Origin of the sequence: Streptomyces sp. NBC_00376 (assembly GCF_036077095.1) — a bacterium.
GTDB lineage: Bacteria > Actinomycetota > Actinomycetes > Streptomycetales > Streptomycetaceae > Streptomyces.
This window is the reverse complement of sequence record NZ_CP107960.1, coordinates 7,062,232-7,087,530: the sequence shown is the minus strand read 5'-3', so window position 1 is coordinate 7,087,530 and position 25,299 is coordinate 7,062,232. Positions and strand designations below refer to the sequence as shown.

Sequence of the window (25,299 nt, the reverse complement as noted above, 5' to 3'; positions counted from 1 at the left end):
GCAGTACACGCAGGTTCACCCTGCGCGATTAGCTCAGCGGGAGAGCGCTTCCCTGACACGGAAGAGGTCACTGGTTCAATCCCAGTATCGCGCACCAGCGGAAGCCCCGGTCGTCTCGACGACCGGGGCTTCTTCGTTTCCGCCGTACGCATGTTGGTGCGGACGCACTGCGGGCCCGGACGGAACGCGTCCGGGCCCGCGGTCAGGCACTCAGCGGCGGTGGTCCGTTCAGGACGAGAAGAGCATGCGGCCGAAGCTCTTGTGCCGGTAGTGACCGCCGTGGTGCTGCGGGGCGCCCCAGGCGGGCGCCGGGGCGGCCGGGTACGCCTGCGGGGCCGGCGGTGCGGGCGGGGCCTGCTGCGCCCACTGAGCCTCGATGCGGGTGAGGGACTCCAGCTCGCCGTAGTCGAGGAAGATTCCCCGGCAGCCGCTGCACTGCTCGATCTGTATGCCGTTGCGGTTGTACGTGTGCATCTGTGCGTGGCACTTGGGACACTGCATGGTTCGGCTCACTCCTCGCCTTCGGGTCGCCGTCGCCGGAATTCCTGCCCGTCGACGGTCGGTTCAGCCTACGACGAGTGCTCGGCGCCCAACTCGGGCGGGAGAGATGCTATTCGGGCACAGGTTTCGATCATTGTCTGTTCCACCTCATCCGGAGTCCGGCCTTCCATCGCGGACTTGGCCAATGCCAGCGCGGCGGCCTGTACGGTCAGGGCGCGGGCCGGGACATCCAGGTCCGGCCAGGGATCGCCCTCGGCACGGACGGCGGGGCCGCCCGCCGCCCGGTAGGCGTCCAGGAACCGGAGCCAGACCTCGGGGGGCAGGATCCCGGCCGCGTACCAGGCGGCGGGGCGGGCGAGGTCCCAGGCGGGATCGCCGAGACCCGCGTCGTCGACGTCGATGAGCAGCCAGGGGCCGTGCGGGGCCGGGTGGCGGACGAGCTGTCCGAGGTGCAGATCACCGTGGCAGAGGTAGCGCGAGCGGTGCGGGGGCGCGGCGGCCTCGTCGCGGGCCCAGGCCGGCAGGCGGTGCCAGGCTTCGAGTACGGAGGCGGTGGCCGGGTCGCCGGGCCGGGCGGCGCGCATCCGGGCGACGGCGAGCGCGGCCTTCGCGGGGCCCCGCATGGGCGGGAGCGCCAGGGGCGGGGCCGGGGTCCGATGCAGCCCGGCCAGCAGAACGGCGGCGTCCTCCCAGGGGGCGGCGTCGGGGTCGCCGGGGTCGACGGGCCTGCCGTGGGGCCAGAGCGTGACGGGGCGGCCGTGGAGCGTGGCGGACGGTGTACAGGGGCCGGGGATCAGCGGGGCGAGCAGGATGCCGGTGAGGCGCGGGTCGTTCGCGAGGGTGAGGCGGGTGAGCAGACCGGAGGTATCCGTTCCGGCGGCGTGGGCCTTGGCCACGACGGCCCCGCTGCGGACCACCGTGCCGTCCTCACGGTCCGCGAGCACCGCCGGGGGCGGACAGGCGCAGGGGTCCCCGGGGTGTTCGTGGGCGGCCCGATGGGCGAGATCGCCCAGCGCGCGTACGACTGCGGTGGTCACGGTCTCCCCCGGTGGCGGACTGGTACGGGTGTGGGCCCGGTCCGCGCCGGGTCCGCCGACGAGCGTACGCGCGTCGGGAGGAGTCGCGGGCGGCGGCGACCGCCGCCGCACCGCGAACGCCCCCGGAAAGCGCGATGTCCGGTCAGCTCCCCAGCTGACCGGACAAACGCTGCCGTCCGCCGCACCCCCGTCCCCACGGGGTTGTTGGCCGGATGTCCCGGTCCGGACCGCTCTTCCGGACCCGGGGCGCCGCTCAGCGCCCCAGCATCACGCCCACGGACGACGCCTGTGTGACCACTGCGTCCCAGCCGCCGAAGACGACCACGAGCAGGGCCGCCAGGGGAAGAACCATCGCCGTCGCCACGAGTGGGTGGCGCGTGCCGGAGGACGGGCGGCTGCCGAACGAGGCATGGGCCCTGCGTCCTGCGCGGATCATGGTCCGCGTTGCCGTGTCCGCCATGGTTCCTCTCCTGACTCGATGTGGGGCGGCGGGCGTGTGACCTCGGGGGACGAGTATTGCGCCCGCCGCTTGACCTCAACATTAGGGACGGGGGGCGCTGCGGTCGTCATGCCCGCGTACCGATTGCCGGGCCTCCCGGAGGATGAGCCCCGGGCCGTCGTTGTACTCCCCTGGGTGGAGACCGGGGGCCCAGCCCCGGGGACATCCCGGAGGGGGCGCCCGCGCGGGCGGCGAACTTCGCGCGGCGCCGGAGTCGTTGGACGGGGCCCACCGGTGCGCGCGGCGACGGCCTGCGTGACTTCACTCACCCTTGCCCGACCCGGTTCCCGGCAGCCGGTCCGCCCGCGCCGGAGGGGGCCGCGCGCGCACCCGTCCGGGCCGAGGCCGGCGCCGTACCGCGGATGTCCGGCACGGCTCCAACCGCCCTTCCCCTCACCCGCCTTGAGGCCTGGGTCCGTCCGGCACGGGACGCGCCCCGGCCCCATGCCCCGTCAGGGGGCGTGCCGCGCACCGACAATCGATCGACCGGTGAGGGCGCGGCCTCTGAGCGCCCCGGGCACCGGGTACGTAAGCTGTGCCTCGTCAGGCGGACCAGGCAGCGGGGATGGGCAGACATGGCGATGATGCGGCTCCGGCGCGAGGACCCGCGTGTCGTCGGCTCGTTCAGACTGCACCGGCGGCTCGGGGCGGGCGGCATGGGTGTCGTCTACCTGGGTTCGGACCGGCGGGGCCAGCGGGTGGCGCTGAAGGTGATCCGCCCGGATCTGGCGGAGGACCAGGAGTTCCGCTCCCGCTTCGCGCGCGAGGTGTCCGCCGCACGGCGGATCCGCGGCGGCTGCACGGCGCGCCTGGTGGCTGCCGACCTGGAGGCGGACCGTCCGTGGTTCGCCACGCAGTACGTTCCGGGGCCCTCGCTGCACGACAAGGTGGCCGAGGAGGGCCCACTGTCGGCGGCCGAGGTGGCCTCGATCGGGGCCGCGCTGTCCGAGGGCCTCGTCGCGGTGCACGAGGCCGGGGTCGTCCACCGCGACCTGAAGCCGTCGAACATCCTTCTCTCCCCCAAGGGTCCCCGGATCATCGACTTCGGGATCGCCTGGGCAACCGGGGCCTCCACCCTCACCCATGTCGGTACGGCGGTGGGCTCGCCGGGGTTCCTCGCACCCGAGCAGGTGCGCGGCGCGGCCGTGACGCCCGCGACCGACGTGTTCTCGCTCGGTGCCACACTGGCGTACGCGGCCATGGCCGACTCGCCCTTCGGGCACGGCAGTTCCGAGGTGATGCTGTACCGCGTGGTGCACGAGGAGGCTCAGCTGCACGATGTGCACGACGCCCTCGCGCCGCTGGTGAGCGCCTGCCTGGCGAAGGACCCCGAGGAGCGGCCGAGCACGCTCCAACTCTCCATGCGGCTCAAGGAGATCGCGGCGCGGGAGGCGCAGGGGCTGCACGAGAGCCGGCCGCCCGTGCAGCGTTCGGCGCAGGAACTGGACCGGCCGACCGGCCGTCTCGACGGCCCGTACACCGAGCAGCAGACGCGGCGTGCGGCTCCGCCCGCGCCCCGTCAGCAGAAGCAGAAGCAACCGCAGGGCAGCCGGCCGTCCTCGTCGTCGCGGGCCGGCTCGCCCCGGACCGGTGGTTCGCGCCCAAAGCAGCATCAGCCGCCGCGCAACACCACCCGGTCCGGGCGGCGCCCGCAGGGTACGAACGGGGCGAACGGCCGGCCGGGAACGCGGCCCGGGGCCCGTCCGACTTCGTCGGGGCTGCGTCCCGCCAATCCGCGGCTGCTGCGGCAGCGGCTCGTCGTCTTCGTCGTGGTGACGCTGCTGGTTGCGCTCGGCATCGCGGCGGCCCAGGGCTGCCAGGGGCCGGCCCGTGGCTTGGGTGCCGATCAGGGCGACGGCCGGACGCAGAGTCAGAGCCAAAGCCAGAGCCAGAGCCGGTAGCCCGCCGGGGGCCAGGGCCTGTCCGGCCCTGATCCGCCGGACGGACCCTCGGGCGTTCCCGGGGCGGCCGGTCCGTGACGGGCGGGGCGGCCCCGGGCCGTCACGGCCTCGTACGCCCTCGGGCGCACTCCCCGCCGGGAACGGCCCGGCTCATTTCCGTTCGAGCAACCGCCGTACTTCCCGGCAGGCGGCCGGGATCGGCCCGATGACCGGCACCGGGAAGCGCCCTTGCAGGGCTTCGGCCGCCTCCCCCAGCGGACCTCCGCCGATGATCACGGCCTCGGCCCCGTCCTCGGCGATGCAGGCACCGACCGCGTCGGCCAGCCGCTCCCGCATCACCTCGGGGGTGGCGGCCAGCTCCAGGGGGTCGCCCGGTGTGAGGCGGATCCCGGTGTACTGGGAGGACCGGCCCAGGCGGTCGACCCGCGCGGCGATGGCGGCGGCCAGGCCCGGCGTGGTCGTGGCGATGCCGAACCGGCGGCCGCCCGCCGCGGCCTCCGCCATGGCGGCCTCGGCGATGCCCACGACGGGGACATCGGTCCACGCACGCAGTTCGTCGACGCCGGGATCACCGAACGCGCTGACCACCAGGGCCTTGACGCGCTCGCCGTCCGGCCCGGCGAGGGTGGACCGGGCCGCGGCCAGGACCTGTGGTCCGGCGGCCCGCAGTACGTCCTCGTCCACCAGCATCGTGGGGCCTTCGGCCACGGTGACTCCGCGGACCCGGTAGCCGTCGTCGGGGCGCAGGGTCCGGCCGGCGATGGCGGCCATCATCTCGGTGGTGGCCACCGAGGTGTTGGGATTGATCAGGGCCACGAAGGTCACCGGGTGCTCCCCGTCGTGTCGTCCGCGGGCTGCCCCGCCGGTTCCGTCACGGACTCCTCCGCCGGTTCCGTCACGGACTCCTCCGCCGTCTCCTCCATGGACCGGCCGAAGGTCTCCGGCGGGAATTGGACGGACACGGCAAGGCCCACGAAGAGTATGCCGATCAGGGTGAACATCCCTGCCATGCCGTACGCGTCGAAGGCAGCACCCGCGAGCATCGGCGTCAGGCCGCCCGCCAGGGAGCCGAGGGCCAGGATGATCGACGTGCCGAACGCCCGCACCCTGGTGGGGAACTGCTCGGGTGCGAAGATCCAGATCGTGGTGTTCAGGGTGATGATGCAGCAGTTGACGGCCGCGCCGAGGATGAGGATCAGGGCGACGCCGTTGGCCAGGAACCCGAAGCAGAAGGCCGCCGCGCAGCCGAGTCCGGCGGCCACCGTGAGGACGACCTTGCGCGGGACGTAGCGCGCCGCGGTGGAGGCGACCAGTGCGCCGACCAGCGAGCCCGCCTGCATGACCAGGGTGAAGAGCAACGACTTGGTGATGCTGTGCCCCTGGGCCACGAGGATGGTGGGCATCAGCGACAGGATGGAGATCTGCGCGCCGTACGACATGCAGACGGCCACGCCGAGTGAGAGGGTGCGGCGGCGCAGGGTTCCCATGAAGACGTCGCGCAGGCGGTTGCGCTCGGCCACGACCTTCTCGCCGCTCTCGACCGCCGTGATGAACTGCTGCGGCTTCTCCGGGCGACCGCGGAGCCGGCCGGAAGCGAGCTTGTTGAGGACGAGGTTGGCCTCGTCGACCTTGCCGCGGGAGAGCAGGTAGCGCGGTGTCTCGGGGACGTACCGGCGGTAGAACAGGACCAGCAGGGCGGGCACGGCGAGCATGCCGAACAGCCAGCGCCAGCGGTCGGGGCCGGAGAAGAAGGTGAAGACCAGGACGCCGAAGCCGGGGGCGAGCATGTTGCCGAGACCGCCGGCCGTCACGTTGATGATGCCGACGGCGGTGCCTCGGTGCCTGGCCGCGAAGAACTCGGACATCATCGTGACCGCGATGGCGATCTCGCCGCCGAGGCCGAAGCCGACGATGAACCTGCCGACCGCCACGACCGCGTACACGGGGGCGAAGGCGCAGATCAGCGCGCCGAGCGAGAACAGCAGCAGATTGACCGTGAGCATGGTCCGGCGGCCCATCTTGTCGCCGATGACGCCGGTGGTGAGCCTGCCGAGCGCTGCCGCGGTGAAGGTGATGGTGTTCAGGAATCCGAGCTCGGCGGCCGTGGTGCCCCACGACTCCTGCAGTACGGGGCCGACCAGGCCCACCGCGTTCTGTTCCAACGCGTCGAAGAAGACACCGAGCAGCACCATCGCGCCGATCTGCCGGTGCGCGCCGGTGACGCCGATCCGGTCGAGCGTGTCCTCCAACTGACGATGCCGCGGGCTCGCGTCCGCGGTGGTCTTGAGCGGGGGAGCTTCCATGGGGATCCTTCCGAACGGAGCAGGACCCGAAAATGGAATACCATTTTCGGCTCGCGGAAGTTTCATCCGGGGATCGGCACAGCGTCAAGGGGTTCGGCACGGAATCCCGGATGGCGGGCGCGGGACACTTGGGATACCGACCGTGCGGTTTCAGGGCGGCGGGACTGCTCGTACGGCTCACGACGGAGCCGTACGCCGGTGCGTGTCGGCGCCCGGGGCGGCCCGCGACGTACGTGACCGGCCGGGCCGGTGCGGAAATCACCGAGGCCGTTGCCCCGCGTTCGTGCACGCGGGGCAACGGCCTCGGCCGGTATCGCGGAAGCTCTGCTCCGTACTACTTGCCCAGGGCCGCGGCGCCGGCCCGGGCGAACTTCTCGTCCAGGTCACCGGACGGGGCTCCTGCGACACCGATGCCCGCGATCGGCGCACCCTTCGCGTCGACCGGCACTCCCCCACCGAGGAACAGGGTGCCGGGGATGTCCTTCAGCGTCGGGGCGTTCTCCAGACGCTTGACCAGATCGGAGGTCGGGGCGTTCCAGGAGACGGCGGTGAACGCCTTCTTCTGGGCCGCCTCGTACGCCTGGGGACCCGCTCCGTCGCCGCGCAGGGTGACGATGGTGTTGCCGTTGCGGTCGACGACGGCGACGGAGACCCGCTGGTTCTCCTTCGCGGCGGCGTCGAGAACGGCCTGTGCGGCCCGGCCGGCCGCGTCGGCGCTCAGGTGTGTGGACCGGGCCAGGTTCTTGCCCGCCGCCTCCGACCGGGGGGCGGTGCTCGGGGACGACCCCGCGCTGGCCGAGACCACGGCGAACGTACCGAGAGCGGCGGCGCCGACCAACGTACCGCCGATGACGATGCGCATACGCTTCGTGGTCTTCCTGGCGTGCTTCATTCCGGTCACTCCTGTGATGGGTGCGGGGTGCGGCTCCGTCCGCTCGGGGAGTTCCGGCGTCCGGGCCCGCCGGCTGCTGCCGTCCCGTTCTGATCAAGGTTGCGGCCGGGCACCCGTCAGGTCCGTCGGCTTACCGGCTTCATGTGCCGAGCGGGAAGGCTGACACCTGGGTCATCCGATCGGTTGACCCAGGGCAGGCAGACAGGCAGGAGGAGGGAAGAAGAGCGGCTTCGGGCAGCCGGGCGGAAGGCGCGCCGGAGTCAGGCCGCTCCCGGCCGGGTGGCGTAGAAGGCGACGGCCGAGGCGGCTGCCACGTTGAGGGAGTCGACACCGGCGTCCATCGGGATGCGGACGTGCTCGTCGACCGCGGCGAGGGTACCGGGGGCGAGGCCGGCTCCTTCCGTACCGAAGACCAGCGCGAGCTTCTCGTGCTTGCGCGCGGCGAGTTCGTCGAGGGTGATCGCTCGTTCGCTCAGGCAGAGGGCGGCGAGCGTGAACCCCGCGGAACGCAGGACTCCGACATCCTTCGGCCAGGACTCCAGCCGGGTCCACGGCACCTGGAAGACTCCCCCCATCGAGACCTTCACGGACCTCCGGTAGAAGGGATCGGCGCAGCGAGGGGTGAGAAGGACCGCGTCGATGCCGAGGGCGGCTGCGTTCCTGAAGGCGGCACCCAGGTTGGCGTGGTCGACGATGTCCTCGAACACGGCGATGCGCCGCGCCGCACGCTGCCCCTCGCCCGGGGGCGGCACCGCTCCGGTCCGGTCGTCGGCTGCCGCCGTACCGAAGGTCGTCGCCAGCAGTTCGCCGGCCGTCGGCAGCGGCTTGCGCTGCATCGAGGCAAGGGCGCCCCGGTGCACGTGGTAGCCGGTGACGCGCTCGGCGAGTTCGGGGCTCACGGCGTACACCGGGGCCGGGACCTCGTCGATGACGTCCCGCATCAGGTCGACCCACTTCGCCGAGAGCAGCATCGAGCGCATCTCGTACCCGGCGTGCCTGGCACGCCTGATGACCTTCTCGCCCTCGGCGATGAAGAGGCCCTCGGCGGGCTCCCGCCTGCGCCGGAGTTCGACATCGGTCAGTCCGGTGTAGTCGCGCAGTCGGGGGTCGTCGGGGTCGTCGACGGTGATGAGATCAGCCACGGGTTTGATACTGCCTTGTCCGGTGTGTGGTGCCAACGGATCGGAAGAAGATCCGTTACCGCTGGTTACTCGGTGCGGGTGCGGGCGGTGTCCGGGCCGGCTACTCGGCGGGGAGCGGCACGATGCCCGTGCCGACCGTGACGACGTCGCCGATGACGATGACCGCGGGGGGACGTACGTCCTCGGCGGCGGCCCGTTCGGCGACGGTCGCCAGGGTCGCGTCGACGCGGCGCTGGGACGCCGTGGTGCCCTCCTGGACCAGAGCGACCGGGGTGTCCGGGGACTTGCCGTGGGCGACGAGGGCCTTGGCGATGGCGCCGATCTTGTCGACGGCCATCAGCAGTACGAGGGTGCCACGCAGCCGGGCGAGCGCCGCCCAGTCGACCAGCGAGCGCTCGTCGTCGGGGGCGACATGGCCGCTGACGACGGTGAACTCATGGGCGACCCCGCGGTGGGTGACGGGAATTCCGGCCGCGCCGGGCACGGAGATCGAGCTGGAGATTCCGGGGACGACGGTGCACGGGATGCCTTCGGCGGCGAGCGCCTGGGCCTCCTCCATGCCCCGGCCGAAGACGAACGGGTCGCCGCCCTTGAGCCGCACGACGGCCTTGCCGGCCTTGGCGTGCTCGATGAGCGCCTGGTTGATCGCCTCCTGCGCCATGAAGCGGCCGTACGGGATCTTCGCCGCGTCGATCACCTCGACGTGCGGCGGCAGTTCGTCGAGCAGGTCGCGCGGGCCGAGCCGGTCGGCGATGACCACGTCGGCCTCGGCGAGGAGGCGCCGGCCGCGCACGGTGATCAGGTCGGGGTCGCCGGGGCCGCCGCCGACCAGGGAGACGCCGGGGGTGGGCCGGGTCCGGTGATGGGGGGCGGCGAGCGTGCCGTCGCGCAGTCCCTCGACGATGGCGTCGCGGACGGCGGCGGAGTGGCGCGGGTCACGGCCCTGGGCGTCGGTGGACAGGACGGCGACGGTCACGCCCTCGCTGCGGCCGGTGGCCGGGGTCCAGGCGGTCGCCACATCGGCGTTGTCGCTCCGTACGCACCAGGTGCGGGTGCGCTCGGCCTCGGCGGACGCGGCGTCGTTCGCGGCGTCGTCGTCGGAGGCGATCAGCGCGTACCAGGTGTCGGCCAGGTCCCCGTCCTCGTACCGGCGGCGCTCCCAGCGGATCTCACCGGCGTCGGCCATCGCCTCGACGGCCGGGGTCGCGGACGGCGACACGAGGGTGATGTCGGCGCCGGCCGCGATGAGCGTGGGGAGGCGGCGCTGCGCGACCTGGCCGCCGCCTACGACGACGACGCGGCGCCCGCTCAGGCGCAGTCCGACGGGGTACGCGGGGTGATCGGCGTGCTCGGCCATGGCGGTGCGGACTCCTCGTGCGGTGCGGGGTGCGGGCCGCTGCGACGGTGGAGCGGCTGTGACGTGCGGTTTCGTGGGGGCGGGTCCACGATACGGGGTTGGGGCCTCAGCCCCTCGGGCGATCGAGGATCGGGGGTCCGGGGGCAGACCCCCGAACCCCCGGGCCGGTCTACTTCTCCGTGACGCCCGCCGAGTCGAACGTCGCGACCTCGTGCATCGCCCTCGCCGCGCTCTGCACGATCGGCAGCGCCAGCAGCGCTCCGGTGCCCTCGCCGAGGCGGAGGTCGAGGTCGACCAGCGGGCGCAGGCCCAGCTTGTTGAGGGCGGCGACATGGCCGGGCTCGGCGCTGCGGTGGCCCGCGATGCAGGCGGCGAGGGCCTCGGGGGCGATCGCCCGCGCGACCAGGGCCGCGGCACCCGCGCTGACGCCGTCCAGGATGACGGGCGTACGGAGCGAGGCGCCGCCCAGCAGGAAGCCCGCCATCGCAGCGTGCTCCAGGCCGCCGACCGCGGCCAGGACACCGATCGGGTCGGCCGGGTCGGGCTGGTGCAGTTCGAGGGCGCGGCGGACCACGTCCACCTTGCGGGCGTGCATCTCGTCGTTGATGCCGGTACCGCGACCGGTCACCTCGGCCGGGTCCATGCCCGTGTACACGCAGATCAGCGCGGCCGACGCCGTGGTGTTGGCGATCCCCATCTCACCGGTGAGCAGGCCCTTGTTGCCTGCCGCGACCAGATCGCGGGCGGTCTCGATGCCGACCTCGATCGCCGCGAGCACCTCCTCGCGGGTGAGCGCGGGGCCGGTGGTGAAGTCGGCCGTTCCGGCGCGCACCTTGCGGGGCAGGAGGCCGGGCGTCGCGGGCAGCTCCATGGCCACGCCGACGTCGACCACGCACACCTCGGCGCCCACCTGGGCCGCGAACGCGTTGCAGACCGCGCCGCCGCCGAGGAAGTTGGCGACCATCTGGCCGGTGACCTCCTGCGGCCAGGCCGTGACGCCCTGGGCGTGCACCCCGTGGTCGCCCGCGAAGATCGCGACGGCCGCGGGCTCGGGGATCGGCGGCGGGCACAGCCGGGAGAGCCCGGACAGCTGGGCCGAGATGATCTCCAGCATTCCGAGCGCGCCGGCCGGCTTGGTCATCCGCTTCTGGCGTTCCCACGCCTCGCCGAGCGCCTTGGCGTCCAGCGGGCGGATGTTGGAGATGGTCTCCTGCAGCAGGTCGTGCGGCTCCGCGCCGGGCAGGGCGCGGCGGCCGTAGGTCTCCTCGTGTACGACCCAGGACAGCGGGCGGCGCTTGGACCAGCCCGCCTGCATCAGCTCGGGCTCCTCGGGGAACTCGTCGACGTAACCGACGCACAGGTACGCCACGACTTCGAGGTGCTCCGGCAGTCCCAGGGCCCGGACCATCTCGCGCTCGTCGAAGAAGCTGACCCAGCCGACGCCGAGCCCCTCGGCGCGCGCGGCGAGCCACAGGTTCTCGACGGCGAGCGCGGAGGAGTACGGGGCCATCTGCGGCTGGGTGTGCCGGCCGAGGGTGTGGCGGCCGCCGCGGGTGGGGTCGGCGGTGACGACGATGTTCACCGGGGTGTCGAGGATGGCCTCGATCTTCAGTTCCTTGAACTGCTTGGCCCGGCCCTTGGGCAGCGACTTGGCGTACGCGTCGCGCTGACGCTGTGCCAGTTCGTGCATGGAGCGACGGGTCTCCGCCGAGCGGATGACGACGAAGTCCCAGGGCTGCGAGTGGCCGACGCTGGGCGCCGTGTGCGCGGCTTCGAGGACGCGGAGCAGCACCTCGTGCGGGATGGGGTCGCTGCGGAAGCCGTTGCGGATGTCACGGCGCTCACGCATGACGCGGAGCACCGCCTCGCGCTCGGCGTCGTCGTAACCGGGGGCCGGCGGGCCGGCGGGTACCTCGGCCTCGTCGGCCTCGGACGACTCGGGGGCCTCGGAGGTCCCCTGGGCCTGAGGGGCCTCGGCTTCAGCGGCTTCCGGCCCAGGAGCAGTGACAGCGGCAGCGGCCTGGGCCTGGACCGCTTCGGCGGGCTCCGGGGCCGGGGCTTCGGTGGGCAGGGCCTCGGGCTGTACGGAATCCATCTGACCGGTCTCCGCGACGGCGGCGTCCTCCACGGACTCCACGGTGTCCGCGGCGGGCGTGATGTCCGGGGTCTCGATGACCTCAGGGCCCTGCTCGGGCTCCGGCTCGGACACCGTCAGGGCCTCGGCCTCGGCCTCGGGGGCGGGCGCGGGTACGGCGACGGGGGCTTCGGCGATCGCCACGGGCTCGACCGGCTCGGCGTCCGCAGCGGGCGCGGAAGGCTCGACGGCCGCTTCTGCCACGACGGGCTCCATCGGCGCCACGGGCTCCATGGCGATCGGCACGCGCTCGGCCTCGGGCTCGACCTCGACCTCGGCCTCTGCTACGGGCTCCGCCTCGGCGCTCGTCCCGGCCACGGGCGTCGGGGCCAGATGCGGAGTCGTCGGCACCGAACCCTCCACGGGCACGAACTGGCCCATGGGGACGGCTTCCGCGATTTCCTGCGGCGCGATCGCCTCGGCGGGGATCCCGCCCGGGACCTCGGCGTGCGCCCCGGCGGGCATCTCGACCACGGCGGGTACCGGTTCGGCGGCGGGAGCGGCCACGGCCTCCGGCGCCACGGCCGGAGCGGTCTGAACCGGCTGCGGCGCGGGCGCCTGAACCGGCTCGGCGGCCTGCTCGGCAACGGGCTCGGCGACCGGCGCCGGAACGATCTGCTCCGGGGCGGCCTGCTCCGGGAGGACCTCCGCCGGGGCGGCCTGCTCCGGAAGGACCTGCGCCGGGGCGGCCTGCTCCGGAACGACCGATTCTGCTGCCACCGGCTGAGGGGCCTGGGCCCCCCACGGGCTGCCGCCCTGCGGCAGGATCTCGCCGAGCTGCGGACCCGGCAGTGCCGACGCGTCGTCACCCGGCAGTTCGAAGTACTCCGGGCCGGTGGTCGGCGGTCCGGTGTGCCGCGCGGGGGCCTGGGTACGGGCCTGCGCCTGGGGTGCGCCCGCGGGGCCGCGGTCGGCGAGCGAACGGACCACTCCGCCCGTCGGCGTCCCGCCGTAGGACGGCGTGCCATCGGGCACGGCCGGGCCGCGGTGCAGCGGCCGGCGCACCGGCGTCTGGGGCTGGGCCTGGGCGGCCGGAGCCGGGGCGGGCGACGGGATGCGGACGCCCGTCAGGTCGACCGAACCGGAGTCGCGGCCACCGGACTCGTGCGTCCCCTGGCCGTTCGGGGGCAGCGGCTCCGCCACCGCCTGCTGGGCGACGTACGCCTCGGCGGCCTGGGACGCGACGGGCTCCTGCACCTGGACCTGGACGGGGCCCTGGGGCTGCGCCGGGGTCTCGCCGGGCGACTGGGCGTAGGGCTGTGCCATCGGCTGGGCCTGGTAGGCACCCTGCGCGGGCAGCGGTGCCTGGGCGACGACGCCCTCGGGGTACTGGCCCGGGGCCGGTACGGCCTGCGGGTCGCTCCAGGCACCCTGCGGGCTCGGCATCAGAAGGAGGTCGTCGTCCTCGGAGACATGCTCGGAGGGAGCGAGGTAGGTGTAGGCGTCCGGGGCGGCGACGCCCGGCTGCTCCACCGTGCCTGCGTTCTCCGGCAGTCCCTCGACCGGGATCTGGCCGGTGTCACTCATGCGTACCCCTCGCCCATCGTCAGTGCTCCTTCGGCCCTTCGCCCGGGACGCCCGAACACGGCACGCCGGCGCTCGTCAACAAGAACGAGCGGGCTCGCCGCGCGGCACGAATCGGTCGCGGACATACTGCATTCTCGCGGCCGTTCGCCGCCGCGGCAGCTCATTTCGCCACGGCCCGCTGTGGACTGCGCCACGTCGCGCATCCCCCGGTTCTGCCGTACCACAACGGGGGCCAAAACGGTCCCCCTTTCCGGACATTGACGAACGAAGCGACGAACGTCCGGGCGCGGTGCAACGATCGGCCAGCCTACCTCTCGCTGTACGCCGACCGGGTCACGGGGCGAGGTCGGAACGCAGCGCAGACAGGAGAAACACGACGGAGCGTTCACGCTCCGACCATGCTGCCGTGTCGAGTTCGACGGACTGGAGGAGCGAGCACCGGACCGTGTATCCGTTTCCGCCCAGGGCTGCGCCGAGCGCCTCGGCCTCGTCCCGCGTCGACGCATGGGTCACGATGCGTTCCGGCCGCCGTTCGGTGACGGCTGTGACGACGGGGACTCCGCCGCCGCCGATCCGTACGACATCGGGTTCCGGCAGCCGTTCCAGGACATGGGGGGCCCGGCCCTCGACGACCTGGAGCTGCACGCCGAACGCCCGTGCCGCCGCCGAGGTCCGAGCGCAGGCGGCCGGGTCGCTGTCGACCGCCAGAACCGCCGCGCCGAAGCGGGCGGCCTCCACGGCCAGGGCCCCGCTGCCGGAGCCGATGTCCCAGAGGAGGTCGCCGGTCCGGGGACCGAGGTGGGCCAGCTGGGCGGCGCGCAGCCCCGGGGAGTCGCCCTCACCGCTCTCCGTGCCGCGCCCGCCGAAGTCCCCCGCGTACGCCTCGGTGGGCAGTGCCCAACCGCGTACGTCATGGGGGTGGGCGGGGAGGCCGCCGTCGATCCAGGCTCCGGCGGCCCGCGGTTCGGGGCCGCCGCCGATGACGACGACCACGTTGGGGTCGCGCCAGACGTGGTCGGCGGCCTTGTCGGAGGTGACGACGGTGACCTGTTCGCGGCTGGTGCCGAGTTCCTCGCAGATGACGAAGGTGCGGTGGACGCCTTCGAGGAGCAGGGCGAGTTCGGCGGGGCCGGCGCCGGGCGAGGTGAGGACTGCGACCTTGTGGTGGGCGCGGCAGACGTTCACGGCGCGGCGCAGGGTGCGGGGGTGGGCGACGACCGTCCGGGCGTCCTCCCACGGCATTCCCGCGCGGGCGAAGGCGGCGGCGACCGAGGAGACGGCCGGGACCACCTCGACCTCGAGTCCGTGTTCGGGTGCGCGGAGGTTGCGTACGACTCCGAAGAAGCCCGGGTCCCCGTCGGCGAGGACCACGGCGCTGCCGCGGTGGCCGGCGATCCGGCGGGCGGCCAGGTCGATGGAGCCCAGGCGGATGCGTTCGGCGTTCGCAGGGACTTCGGGAAGTGCGAGGTGGTGGGCGGCTCCGGCGACGAGCGTGGCGGCCGAGAGGGCGGCCGTGGCCGCTCCGGTCAGTGGCGAGCCGTCCCAGCCGATCACGGTGACCCGATCGGCCATCTGTCGTCAGTCTCCTGGAGTTGTCGCAGGTGGGGGTGGGCAGGGTGAGAGTACCCGGTCCGTACCGGCGTGGTGTCGGGGCCCCTTCGCGGGGTCAGTTCCAGTCGTTGTAGGCGCCGTAGCCGCCCGCGTCGGCGAGCTGTTCGGCGACGCCTTCGAGGTCCTCGGGCAGCAGGCCCCAGACGATCAGGTCGGTCCTGATGTCGGTCCAGCCGCCGTCCGTGCCGTTGTCGGTCCGGGTGCGGGCTATCCGGGCGTTGCGCAGGACGCCCTCGCTGATGCAGCCGAGCTTCTGGGCGACCTGCTGGGAGGCGGTGTTGTCGGCGGCGGTGCGCAGTTCGATGCGCTCGAAGCCCTGGTCGCGGAAGAGCCACTGGGCCAGTGCCAGTACGGATTCGGTGGCGTATCCCTCGCCGCGGGCCCAGGGGGCGGTGATGTAGGCGGCCTCGGTGGCGCGGGTGCGCCAGTCGGTGTTGCGGAGCCGGACCGAGCCGACCAGTCGCTGGGTGAGGAATTCGGTGACGGCGAGGACGATGCCGTCACCGGTGGTGCGCTGGGCGGGTGCGATCCTGCGGATCCAGCGTTCGGCGTCGACCTGGGTGTAGGGGTGCGGGGCTTCGGTCCAGGCGACGACGAGTTCGTCGTTCATCATCTCGATGTACGCGGGGGCGTCCGCCATGTCGAAGGGGCGCAGCACCAACCGATCCGTGCTGATGGAGATGTCCGGAAAGGTGGAAGTCATGCGCAGCTCCATACCGAAGACCGTTAAAGGCACAGCATGCAGCATCGGGCCCGTGCCGCGCATGGGCGGGTCCGCACGGCGGAGCCCCGCACCCCCTCGGCGGGGTGCGGGGCTCCTCGGACGGATGCCGTGCGGGTGTCAGGACTTGGCGGCGGTGCCGAAGGCCGGGATGACGGAGCCCTGGTAGGTGTCCTCGATGAACTTCTTGACCTCGTCGGAGTGCAGGAGCTCCACGAGCTTCTGGACGCGGGGGTCCTTCTCGTTGCCCTTCTTCACGGCGATGATGTTGGCGTAGGGGTTGCCGTCGGCCTTCTCGAGCGCGAGGGCGTCCTTGGCGGGCTTGAGGTCGGCCTCGATCGCGTAGTTGCCGTTGATGACGGCGGCGTCGACGTCGTTCAGGGCGCGGGGCACGGTGGCGGCCTCCAGCTCCTTGAACTCCAGGCCCTTCTTGTCGGTGATGTCGCTCAGCTTGGCGCTGGTGCCGACGCCGTCCTTGAGGGTGATGAGGCCGTTCTCGGCGAGGAGCTGGAGGGCGCGGCCCTCGTTGGTGGTGTCGTTGGGGACGGCGACCGTCTGGCCGGCCTTGAGGTCCTTGAGGTCCTTGACCTTCTTGGAGTAGAGGCCGAGCGGCTCCAGGTGGACGGTGCCGACGGAGACCAGGTGGGTGTTCTTCTTCTTGTTGAAGTCGTCCAGGTACGGCTGGTGCTGGAAGAAGTTGGCGTCGACCTGGCCGGTCTCGGTGGCGGTGTTCGGCAGGACGTAGTCCGTGAACTCCTTCACCTCCAGCTTGAGGCCCGCCTTCTCGGCCAGGTTCTTCTTGACGAAGTCCAGGATGTCGGCGTGCGGCGTCGGGGACGCGGCGACGACGAGCGCCTTGGAGGTGTCGGCCTTGGCGCCGGTCTCGCTCTTGGCGCCCGGGTCGGACGAGGTGCCGCAGGCGGTGAGGCCGAGGGCGATGGCGGCGGTGGCGGCGGCAGCAGCGGTGATCTTGATGTTCTTACGCACGAAAAGTGCCTCTTTCCGGTGGTGATGGTGGTGCGCCCGGACAAGGAGTTCGGGCTTGTGAGCGGAGTGGAGGTCTCAGGTGGTGGCGCGGCCCCGGCGGGCCAGCAGGCGTACGGCCAGGTCGCCGATCAGCTGGATCACGGTCACGATGACGATCAGCACCGCGACGGTGATGAGCATGAACTGGTTGTCGAAGCGCTGGAATCCGTAGGTGACGGCCTTGGAGCCGAGCCCTTCGCCGCCGACCGCGCCGGCCATCGCGGAGTAGCCGATGAGCACGATGACGGTGGTGGTGACGCCGGAGATGAGCGAGGGCAGCGCCTGCGGCAGGAGGACCTTGCGGACGATCGTCGGGATGGATCCGCCCATCGACTGGACGGCCTCGACGAGCCCGTGGTCGACCTCGCGGACGGCGGTCTCGACGAGCCGGGCGAAGAACGGGATGGCGCCGACGGAGAGCGGCACGATCATCGCGGACGGGCCGATGAAGGTGCCCACGACCCAGGTGGTGAAGGGGATCAGGGCGATCAGCAGGATGATGAACGGCAGCGAGCGGCCGATGTTCACGATCACGCCGATGACCTTGTTCACCGGGGTGTTCTGGAGCAGTCCGCCCTTGTCGGTGAGGACCAGCAGGACGCCGAGCGGCAGTCCCACGAGGACGGTGACGACCGTGGACCAGAGCACCATGTAGAGGGTGTCGATGGTCCCCTGGGTGAGCAGCGGCTGCATTTCGGACCAGGTCACTTCGCCACCTCCTTGGTGAGCGGGGCGGGGGTCTGTACGGGGATGACGGGGCCGTCGTGCTCCACGACCTCGGCCTGGAGGCCCTGCTCGCGCAGGAAGCCGATCGGGACGACGTTCTCCTCGAAGCGGCCGGGCAGCTCGATGCGCATCCGGCCGATCTGCTTGCCGCCGACGGTGTCCATCGCGGCGCCCAGGATCGAGATGTCGATGTTGTACGTACGGGAGAGCTGGGAGATCACCGGCCGGCCGGCGGCGTCGCCGTGGAAGGTGACGTCGACGACCGTGCAGTCGGGGCCGGAGGCCGTACCGCCGACGGGGAACAGCTCGTGGGCCAGTTCGGAGCCGGGGGTGGCGAGCAGTTCGCCGACGGTGCCGGACTCGACGATGCGTCCCTTCTGCATCAGCGCGGCGGAGTCGCAGATCGTCTTGACGACGTCCATCTCGTGCGTGATGAGCAGGACGGTCAGGCCGAGCTGCTGGTTGAGGTCGCGCAGCAGCTGGAGGATGGAGCGGGTGGTCTCGGGGTCGAGGGCCGAGGTGGCCTCGTCGGAGAGCAGGACCTTGGGGTCGCCGGCGAGGGCGCGGGCGATGCCGACGCGCTGCTTCTGGCCGCCGGAGAGCTGGCCGGGGTACGCCTTGGCCTTGTCGGCGAGGCCGACCAGGTCGAGGAGTTCGAGGGCCTTGCGGGAACGGTCCCTGCCCGGGACGCCGAGGATCTCCAGCGGGAGTTCGACGTTGTCCCTGACGGTGCGGGAGGACAGCAGGTTGAAGTGCTGGAAAACCATGCCGATGCGGCTGCGTGCCTCGCGCAGTTCCTTGCCGGCCCGGTGGCCGCGTCCGGCGAGTGCGGTGAGGTCCTGACCGGCCACGGTCACGGTGCCGGAGGTGGGGCGCTCCAGGAGGTTGACGCAGCGGATCAGGGAGGATTTGCCGGCGCCGCTCTGTCCGATGACGCCGTACACCTCGCCCTCGCGGACGTGCAGGTCGACGCCGTCCAGGGCGGTGACCTCGCGGCCGCGCGACTGGTAGACCTTCGTGAGGCCCGAAGTGGTGATCACAGGGGTTTCCGTCACTGTCGAGTGCGCGGCGCGATGTCCGCCGGGCACGGGGCATTCGTCTGATGAGACTGTTTGGACGTTTCGATCGGACGTTCCAAGCGGGGGTCTCGGCACGGCTCGGGGCGGCGGGTGGCCGGGCAGCGGTGCTGGGGCAGGCTCGTTCCGCTGGATGCGGACGGCTCGGGCTCGGTCTCGCTTCGGGGCGCGAGGGATCGGGCGGGGGCCCTCAGAAGGTGCGCATTCGACACATACAACGAGCACCGGGCGTCGTGATCGCCTCGGTCGCAAGGATGCGGCTGCTCGTCGTGGTCATGGGGCAAGTAAAACAGACGTAACGTTCCGCCCGACCAGCCTGTCCGAATAGCGGACAGGCGTGGATGGTGTGGTGAGACAGCCGGGCCGCTTGCCATGATTCCCGCTCACCCCGCTGTGACCTGCGCCGATACGACGGAGAGGCCACGCGGAGGCCGACGACGACGGCAGCCGGGACCGGCCCGGAACGCTCATGGGCTGTGGCAAAGGCCACGACCCCCCTTCCCCGGGTGCGGGGGCGCACGCAGGGGGCCGATTGGTCCGTAATACCCTCACCACATGCTTGACGCCCTGACGGTCGCGGTCGCCGTGACCGCGCTCGCCCTCGCCGCCTGGTGCGGATTCGCCGCGTACCGGGACCAGCCGACCAAGGACTGGCACTTCATCGGGATGGCCGTGGTCTCGCTGCTGGCGCTGGCCCAGCTGGTGGTGGGCATCGTGCAGCTGTCCCGGGGCGAACGGCCCGAGCAGGGCATGACGATCTTCATCGCGTATCTGATCGGGGCCTTCCTCGCGGTGCCCGCGGCCGGTTTCCTCTCGCTGACCGAGCGGACCCGGTGGGGTTCGGTGACGGTGGCGGCGGGCGCGGTCGTGCTGGCCGTCCTCGAAGTACGGCTCTACGACATCTGGGGAAACTGACCGTGACCGACACCGATCGCACCCCCGCGGCGGCCACCGACGAGAAGCAGCCCTTCGACCTCGGGACGGGTCCCGGCCGCGTACTGGTCTGGTTCTACGGGGTGTTCACCGTCGCGGCCGCCTCCCGCTCGATCGTCCAGATGATCCTGGACTTCGGCAGGGCACCGCTCGCCTACGTGCTGTCGGCCGTCGCCGCGCTGGTGTACGGGTTCATCACGTACTCGCTGGTGCGCGGGGGCGAGAAGGCGCGCAGGACGGCGCTGGTGTGCTGCGCCGCGGAGCTGCTGGGCGTGCTGGTCGTCGGGACCTGGACGATGGTGGAGCCCTCGGCGTTCGCGGACGCCACCGTCTGGTCCGACTTCGGCATGGGTTACCTGTTCATCCCGGTGATCCTGCCGATCACCGGGATGATGTGGCTGCGCCGGGCCAGGACGGCTTAGGGCCGGACGGGCCCCTAGGCGCTGGCGACGTACGCGGGTTTCGTGGCGTCCTTCTCCAGCAGGATCATCAGGACGCCGTCCCGGCCGGTCTCGTTGCCCACGGGGGCGTATCCCGCACGCCGGTAGAGCCGCAGATTGCTCTCGCTGCGGTGGCCGGTGTGCAGCCGGAACAGGGTGGCCGACCGCTCGTCGGTGAGTCCCGCCTCCGCCGCCCGCAGCAGCCGGGCACCGAGACCGTGCCCCTGGAGCCGGGGGTGGACGCAGAGCCTGCCGATCTCCCCCGCCCCGTCCTCGCCGACGGCCCCCCGGACCGAGCCCACGACCTCGTCGCCCAGCCGCGCCACGAACACCAGGTTCGTGGCGATCTCGGCGTGCAACGAGTCGAGGGTCTGGACGAGCGGGTCGATCCGGTAGTTCCCGTACAGCTCCGCCTCGCTCTGGAAGCAGAGGTACTGGAGTTTCAAGATCTGTTCGGCGTCCTGTGCCGTCGCCGCCGAGATGATCACGCTCATGCCCATCCGCGCATGCCTCCGCCCACCTGATCCACCGGTTGTCTAACGCTCCTTTCCCCGCAGTTCAGGAGCAGCAACCTCCGCCGCGAGCATTCTGCGCAGACATCCAAGGCAACGGGAACGGATCGGACCCAAACTCCCCTGTGACATACCCAACTTCCCTGCGATTTCCCGGTAGGTGGGGTCGCTGGGCGCGAGCATCGCCGCCATCAGCCGCGCGCACCTGCCGGGCAGCCGGTCCACCGCCGCGCGCAGCGCCCGGCGTTCGTCGGCACCGAGGGCGAGCCGTTCGGGGCAGCCGGCCGGGTCCGCGGCCGGCTCGTCGCGGTAGGGGCGTTCGTGCCGGGTGGTGCGGCGGGCCCTGCGGGCCTCCGCCCGTACCGCGTCCCGCACCCAGCGGGCCGGGTCCACCGGTGGCCCCTCCCCCGCGAGCAGCTCCAGCAGCCGCAGCCAGACGGCCTGTTCGAGGTCGGCCGGTTCGACCGCCGCACCCGTCACCGAGGCGGCCGCCTCCGCCCTGGCCTCGGCGCTCACCAGCGGGTACAAAGCACGGACGACGGTCACGGGGGCGGGGGCGGGTCCTGCCGGAACAAGATCGAGAGGCATCATGCCCCGGCCGACGCGCCCGCGGCGGCGGCCGGTTGCCGTACCTGGCGGGCACCACCCGACCGGGGCACGCCCCGGCCGGGTGCTGACGCGGTGGTCACTTCGCGTTGTGGTCCGCAGCGGCGAGGAGGGCGGTGTCCGGGTTGTCGGAGAAGATTCCGTCGATGCCCGTCGCGAAGTACGTCCGGAACGCGCCGAACGCGTCGCCGTAGGCCGTGGGGTCCGTGCCGCGCCGGAAGTCGGCGGGCAGGAAGCTGTTCTCGTTGCGCATGGTGTAGGGGTGCAGGACCAGGCCCTGCGCGTGCGCGTCCTTCACCAGGGTGGTCGGTGCGGTGAGCCGCCCCGAGGCGTCCTTGGGGATGACCAGGTCCAGGGTGGGGCCGATGCCCTGGGCGAAGGAGGCCATCCACTTCAACCCCTCGGGCTTCACCAGGTCCGCGACGGTGCGCGGGTCACCGGACGTCACGAAGTCCCAGGGGCGCTCGCCCGCGCCGGAGAGCAGTACGACGCGCGGGGTCGCGACGAGCCGGGCCAGCCGCTGGATGCTGCCGGGCTCGAAGGACTGGAGGATGAGCGGCGACTGCCGGCGGTGCCGGTCGTAGCGGCGCAGCAGCTTGGCGAGCGGCTCCTCCAGACCGAGACCGAGGCCCCGGAAGTAGGTGGGGTGCTTGGTCTCGACGTACAGCCAGACGGGCTTTCCGCGCCTGCGGCCCTCGCGGTCGGCCCACCGGAGCACCTCCTCGAAGGTGGGGATCTCCCAGCGGCCGTCGTAGAGCGTGTTCTTCTGACGGGTGCCGGGGATGCGCTCCTTGGCCCGCAGCGTCTTGAGTTCGGCGAGGGTGAAGTCCTCGGTGAACCAGCCGGTGAGGGAGACGCCGTCGACCTTCTTGGTGGTCCTGCGGCTCGCGAACTCGGGATGGTCGGCGACATCGGTGGTGGCGGTGATGTCGTTCTCGTGGCGGCATACGAGATGACCGTCGCGGGTCGGAACCAGGTCCTGCTCGACTATGTGCGCGCCCATGTCCAGGGCCAGCTGGTAGGAGCCGAGGGTGTGTTCGGGCCGGTAGCCGCTGGTGCCGCGGTGCCCGATGACGGTGGGCACCGGCAGGTCGAGGCGGAAGCCGTGGCCGCCGTGCCGTTCGGAGACATCCCCCGCGGTGCTGCCCGCGGCGTCGGCCGGGCCGCCGGCCAGTCCGAGGGCGGCGGTGCCCAGTACGGCGGCTCCCGCTCCCAGCATGGTTCTGCGGCCGGGACCGGCCTGCGCGCGCTCAGTCATGAATGCTCCTCGCGTGTGATGTCCGGTACCTGTCGGACGGGGCCCGAGCGTAAGCAGCAGTACCGTCGTGGAGGCAGCCCCTGGACGAACATGGCGGAAACTCACGTCAACACCACGTATCCGTTCCGTGAACCCGATGTGCGATCTGTGAGCGGCCGCGAGTATCGTCCTCACCTGCATGGACCGTCACGATCCCGCACCTCGGCCGGCCCGGCCACTACACCGGAGGAACCGTTGTCCCGACACGCACTCATCAAGGCAGTGCTCGGACCGATCTTGCGCCTGATGTTCCGCCCCCAGGTGGAAGGTGTGGAGAACATTCCCGGGGACGGTCCGGTGATCCTCGCGGGCAACCATCTGACGTTCATCGATTCGATGATCATGCCGATCTGCTGCGACCGGCCGGTGTTCTACATCGGCAAGGACGAGTACGTGACGGGCAAGGGGCTCAAGGGCCGGGCGATGGCCTGGTTCTTCACCGGCTGCGGCATGATCCCGGTGGACCGGGACGGCGGGCGCGGCGGTGTCGCGGCGCTGATGACGGGCCGTCGGGTGCTGGAGGAGGGCAAGGCGTTCGCCATCTACCCCGAGGGCACCCGCTCCCCCGACGGCCGCCTGTACCGGGGCCGTACGGGCATCGCGCGGCTGACGCTGATGACGGGCGCGCCGGTGGTGCCGTTCGCGATGATCGGCACGGACAAGCTCCAGCCCGGCGGGGCCGGCCTGCCGCGTCCCGGCAAGGTGACGGTCCGTTTCGGTGAGCCGATGGAGTTCTCCCGGTACGAGGGCATGGACCGCGACCGCTATGTGCTGCGGGCGGTGACCGACTCCGTGATGGCCGAGGTGATGCGGCTGTCCGGTCAGGAGTACGTCGACATGTACGCCACGAAGGCCAAGGCCGCGTGAGCTGAGGCGCGAAGCGCCGACGGCAGGACGTGCGGAAGGGCCCGTACCCCGGTTTCCCGGTGGTACGGGCCCTTCCGCGTGTCCGGGCCGGGGCGGCTACTGGTGCACGATGCCGTCCTCCAGCTTCTGACCGCGCAACAGGAACCAGGCGGCCACGGCCGTCGCCAGCAGGACCACCGCGCCGACGCCCGCGGCGAGGCCCAGTCCCTGGACGAACGACTCCTGCGCCGCGGAGACCAGTGCCTGTCCCTGCTGGGCCGGCAGTCCGTGGGCCGCCTCGACGGCTCCGCCGAGCGATTCGTGGGCCGCCGCCGCGGGGCCCGACGGGACGCCCGGGGGTGTGCCGAACTCCTGGTAGACGCCGGTGACGATGGAGCCGAGCAGGGCGATGCCGAGGGCCGCGCCGAGTTCGTAGGCCGTCTCGGAGACCGCGCCGGCGGAACCCGCCTGCTCCTTGGGGACGCTGGAGAGGATCACGTCGGAGGTGACGGTGAAGGCGAAGCCCGCGCCCACGCCGACGACGAGCAGCACCGCCCCGATCAGCGGGTAGGAGGTCTCCTTGTGGATCAGGGTGACCGCGGCGAGGGCCAGGCCGATCGCCGCGAGGCCGCCGCTCACCACCGAACGTACCGAGAAGCGGCGGGCCGCCCGGCCCGCGATCAGACCGGCGACGACCGCGCCGACGGCCGCGGGCAGTTCGGCGAGACCGGCCTCCAGCGGCCCGCGCCCCTGCACCAGTTGGAGGAACTGGGAGAGGAAGAAGACCAGTCCGGACAGGCCGAGGATGGTCAGCAGGTCGGCGAGGACGGCGGCGGAGAAGCCCCGGTGGTGGAAGAGCCGCATGTCCAGCAGGGGCGCCGGGAGCGTGAGCTGCCTGCGTACGAACCAGCAGAGTGCCGCCGCGCCACCGATGCCCGCGGCGATGGTCCCCGTGCTCGGGCCGTGTGCCGCCAGTTCCTTGATGGCGTACACGACGCCGATCATGCCGATGAAGGAGAGCGCGACGCTGGCCAGGTCCCAGGGGCCCGGGGCCGGGTTCCTGGACTCGGGGATCATCTTCGCGCCGACGACCACGAGGACCGCCATGACCGGCAGGTTGATCAGGAAGACCGAGCCCCACCAGAAGTGCTCCAGCAGCAGTCCGCCGACCACCGGGCCGACTGCCGCCCCGGCGGAGGCCATCGCTCCCCAGATCCCGATGGCGAGGCTGCGCTCGCGCGGGTCGTGGAAGAGGTTCCGGATCAGGGCGAGGGTGGACGGCATCAGGGTGGCGCCCGCGACACCGAGCAGCGCCCGCGCCAGGATCATCATCTCGGGGGTGTGCGCGTAGGCGTTGAGCACGGAGACCGCGCCGAACGCCGTCGCACCGCACAGCAGCAGCTTCTTGCGGCCGATGCGGTCGCCGAGGCTGCCCATCGAGACCAGCAGGCCGGCGATGACGAAGGAGTAGACGTCGCCGATCCACAGCAGCTGGGTGCCGGTCGGTTCGAGGTCCTCGGTGAGGAACGGGGTCGCGAGGCCCAGGACGGTGGCATCGATCGCCACGAGCAGCACGGCGAGGACGAGCACGGACAGCGCGATCCACCGCCCGGGACGGTGCAGTTCGTCCGGGGATGCCACGCGCTGTTCGATACGGCTCATTGCTCCACGCTCCGGCGTGCGCCGCCGAGCAGCAACTCGACGATCATGTACTGGAAGTCCTGGCTCGCGACCCGGCCGTCCTGGACCGCCCAGGCGCCGCTGGAGATGAGTCCGTAGAGGGCCTCGGTCAGCCAGGCGGGGGTGAGATCGATGCGGAATTCGCCGCGCTCCTGGCCCCGTCTGAACAGGGCGGAGACCCGGGCGTCGAGCCGGTTCCAGCCCTCGTTCACCTCTGCGCCCTCGAAGAGCTGGTTCTCGGTGACGAGGAAGGAGAGCAGTCCCGCGCTCGGCTCGACGGCCGCGACCAGGCGGCGCAGCGCCTCCGGCGCGGCGCCCTCGTCGAGGGCGGCGGCGTCGAGAGCCGCTTCGAACTCCTGGATGCCCAGGCTCTCCAGCGCCTTGACCAGTGCGTCCCGTCCGGCGAAGTGCCGGTGCAGGGTGGCGCGGCCGATGCCTGCGGCCTTGGCGACCTCGTCCATGGTGGCGGTCGACTTGCGGGTCAGCAGGGCGGCGGCGCTGCGCAGTACCTGTTCACGATCGAGACTCATGA

23 protein-coding genes and 1 tRNA gene are annotated in these 25,299 nt (G+C 72.1%); 5 read left to right on the top strand and 19 right to left on the bottom strand.

What is annotated here, in order from left to right:
* Positions 1-22: 22 nt before the first annotated feature.
* Positions 23-97 (top strand) — tRNA-Val (locus tag OG842_RS31990).
* Between the two features lie 131 nt (positions 98-228).
* On the opposite strand, the gene OG842_RS31985 is transcribed toward OG842_RS31990, so the two are convergent.
* From OG842_RS31985 to OG842_RS31975, 3 genes are all read right to left on the bottom strand, one after another.
* Positions 229-501 carry a TFIIB-type zinc ribbon-containing protein gene (locus OG842_RS31985; protein ID WP_266735950.1) on the bottom strand — a complete coding sequence of 91 codons (273 nt, stop codon included), beginning with the start codon at positions 499-501 and terminating at the stop codon, positions 229-231.
* A gap of 68 nt (positions 502-569) precedes the next feature.
* Positions 570-1,538: a phosphotransferase family protein gene (locus OG842_RS31980; RefSeq protein ID WP_266735952.1), complete on the bottom strand. Its 969-nt coding sequence runs from the start codon at positions 1,536-1,538 to the stop codon at positions 570-572.
* A 253-nt stretch (positions 1,539-1,791) separates the two neighbouring features.
* Entirely contained in the window at positions 1,792-1,998 is a 207-nt protein-coding gene (locus OG842_RS31975) for a hypothetical protein (protein WP_266735954.1), read from the bottom strand.
* Between the two features lie 614 nt (positions 1,999-2,612).
* Between OG842_RS31975 and OG842_RS31970 the strand changes: the two genes are divergently transcribed.
* Entirely contained in the window at positions 2,613-3,938 is a 1,326-nt protein-coding gene (locus tag OG842_RS31970) for a serine/threonine-protein kinase (RefSeq protein ID WP_266735955.1), read from the top strand.
* Positions 3,939-4,088: 150 nt separating this feature from the next.
* On the opposite strand, the gene OG842_RS31965 is transcribed toward OG842_RS31970, so the two are convergent.
* The 11 genes from OG842_RS31965 to OG842_RS31915 all read right to left on the bottom strand — a co-directional run bounded on the left by OG842_RS31965 (position 4,089) and on the right by OG842_RS31915 (position 18,417).
* Positions 4,089-4,763 (bottom strand): aspartate/glutamate racemase family protein, encoded by a 675-nt coding sequence (locus OG842_RS31965; protein WP_266735956.1) that lies wholly within the window; start codon positions 4,761-4,763, stop codon positions 4,089-4,091.
* Positions 4,760-6,241, bottom strand: a complete 1,482-nt coding sequence (locus OG842_RS31960; protein WP_266735957.1) for an MFS transporter — start codon at positions 6,239-6,241, stop codon at positions 4,760-4,762. The genes OG842_RS31965 and OG842_RS31960 overlap by 4 nt, the downstream gene beginning before the upstream one ends.
* A 334-nt stretch (positions 6,242-6,575) precedes the next feature.
* On the bottom strand, positions 6,576-7,133 hold the full coding sequence (locus OG842_RS31955) for a GlcG/HbpS family heme-binding protein (protein WP_443064016.1): 558 nt from the start codon (positions 7,131-7,133) through the stop codon (positions 6,576-6,578).
* 260 nt (positions 7,134-7,393) lie between these two features.
* Positions 7,394-8,275 carry a TrmH family RNA methyltransferase gene (locus tag OG842_RS31950; RefSeq protein WP_266735958.1) on the bottom strand — a complete coding sequence of 294 codons (882 nt, stop codon included), beginning with the start codon at positions 8,273-8,275 and terminating at the stop codon, positions 7,394-7,396.
* 100 nt (positions 8,276-8,375) lie between these two features.
* A complete protein-coding gene (cobA, locus tag OG842_RS31945; RefSeq protein ID WP_266735959.1) occupies positions 8,376-9,632 on the bottom strand; it encodes a uroporphyrinogen-III C-methyltransferase in 1,257 nt (418 codons plus the stop codon).
* Positions 9,633-9,801: 169 nt separating this feature from the next.
* Positions 9,802-13,293: a nicotinate-nucleotide--dimethylbenzimidazole phosphoribosyltransferase gene (gene cobT / locus OG842_RS31940; protein ID WP_266735961.1), complete on the bottom strand. Its 3,492-nt coding sequence runs from the start codon at positions 13,291-13,293 to the stop codon at positions 9,802-9,804.
* 333 nt (positions 13,294-13,626) lie between these two features.
* Positions 13,627-14,865 carry a precorrin-6y C5,15-methyltransferase (decarboxylating) subunit CbiE gene (gene cbiE, locus OG842_RS31935; RefSeq protein ID WP_266735962.1) on the bottom strand — a complete coding sequence of 413 codons (1,239 nt, stop codon included), beginning with the start codon at positions 14,863-14,865 and terminating at the stop codon, positions 13,627-13,629.
* Positions 14,866-14,959: 94 nt separating this feature from the next.
* Complete coding sequence (locus tag OG842_RS31930) at positions 14,960-15,607, bottom strand: GNAT family N-acetyltransferase (protein WP_266735963.1); 648 nt, start codon at positions 15,605-15,607, stop codon at positions 14,960-14,962.
* Between the two features lie 138 nt (positions 15,608-15,745).
* Positions 15,746-16,612, bottom strand: coding sequence for a MetQ/NlpA family ABC transporter substrate-binding protein (locus tag OG842_RS31925; RefSeq protein WP_266735964.1), 867 nt, complete (start codon positions 16,610-16,612; stop codon positions 15,746-15,748).
* Between the two features lie 75 nt (positions 16,613-16,687).
* A complete protein-coding gene (locus OG842_RS31920; protein WP_266735965.1) occupies positions 16,688-17,359 on the bottom strand; it encodes a methionine ABC transporter permease in 672 nt (223 codons plus the stop codon).
* Positions 17,356-18,417, bottom strand: a complete 1,062-nt coding sequence (locus OG842_RS31915) for a methionine ABC transporter ATP-binding protein (RefSeq protein WP_266735966.1) — start codon at positions 18,415-18,417, stop codon at positions 17,356-17,358. Before OG842_RS31915 ends, OG842_RS31920 begins: the two co-directional genes overlap by 4 nt.
* 591 nt (positions 18,418-19,008) lie before the next feature.
* On the opposite strand from OG842_RS31915, the gene OG842_RS31910 reads away from it, so the two are divergent.
* Both OG842_RS31910 and OG842_RS31905 read left to right on the top strand, forming a co-directional pair.
* Complete coding sequence (locus tag OG842_RS31910; RefSeq protein ID WP_072484474.1) at positions 19,009-19,368, top strand: hypothetical protein; 360 nt, start codon at positions 19,009-19,011, stop codon at positions 19,366-19,368.
* A gap of 2 nt (positions 19,369-19,370) precedes the next feature.
* Positions 19,371-19,808, top strand: a complete 438-nt coding sequence (locus OG842_RS31905) for a hypothetical protein (RefSeq protein WP_266735967.1) — start codon at positions 19,371-19,373, stop codon at positions 19,806-19,808.
* A 14-nt stretch (positions 19,809-19,822) separates the two neighbouring features.
* On the opposite strand, the gene OG842_RS31900 is transcribed toward OG842_RS31905, so the two are convergent.
* The 3 genes from OG842_RS31900 to OG842_RS31890 all read right to left on the bottom strand — a co-directional run bounded on the left by OG842_RS31900 (position 19,823) and on the right by OG842_RS31890 (position 22,202).
* Positions 19,823-20,326 (bottom strand): GNAT family N-acetyltransferase, encoded by a 504-nt coding sequence (locus OG842_RS31900; protein ID WP_124718791.1) that lies wholly within the window; start codon positions 20,324-20,326, stop codon positions 19,823-19,825.
* Positions 20,327-20,362: 36 nt separating this feature from the next.
* Positions 20,363-20,929 carry a sigma-70 family RNA polymerase sigma factor gene (locus OG842_RS31895; RefSeq protein WP_266735968.1) on the bottom strand — a complete coding sequence of 189 codons (567 nt, stop codon included), beginning with the start codon at positions 20,927-20,929 and terminating at the stop codon, positions 20,363-20,365.
* 94 nt (positions 20,930-21,023) lie between these two features.
* Positions 21,024-22,202, bottom strand: coding sequence for a glycerophosphodiester phosphodiesterase (locus OG842_RS31890; RefSeq protein WP_266735970.1), 1,179 nt, complete (start codon positions 22,200-22,202; stop codon positions 21,024-21,026).
* A gap of 234 nt (positions 22,203-22,436) precedes the next feature.
* Between OG842_RS31890 and OG842_RS31885 the strand changes: the two genes are divergently transcribed.
* Entirely contained in the window at positions 22,437-23,108 is a 672-nt protein-coding gene (locus OG842_RS31885; RefSeq protein WP_124718788.1) for a lysophospholipid acyltransferase family protein, read from the top strand.
* A 96-nt stretch (positions 23,109-23,204) separates the two neighbouring features.
* On the opposite strand, the gene OG842_RS31880 is transcribed toward OG842_RS31885, so the two are convergent.
* Both OG842_RS31880 and OG842_RS31875 read right to left on the bottom strand, forming a co-directional pair.
* On the bottom strand, positions 23,205-24,749 hold the full coding sequence (locus tag OG842_RS31880; protein WP_266735972.1) for an MFS transporter: 1,545 nt from the start codon (positions 24,747-24,749) through the stop codon (positions 23,205-23,207).
* Positions 24,746-25,297, bottom strand: a complete 552-nt coding sequence (locus OG842_RS31875) for a TetR/AcrR family transcriptional regulator (RefSeq protein ID WP_266735973.1) — start codon at positions 25,295-25,297, stop codon at positions 24,746-24,748. The genes OG842_RS31880 and OG842_RS31875 overlap by 4 nt, the downstream gene beginning before the upstream one ends.
* Positions 25,298-25,299: the final 2 nt, after the last annotated feature.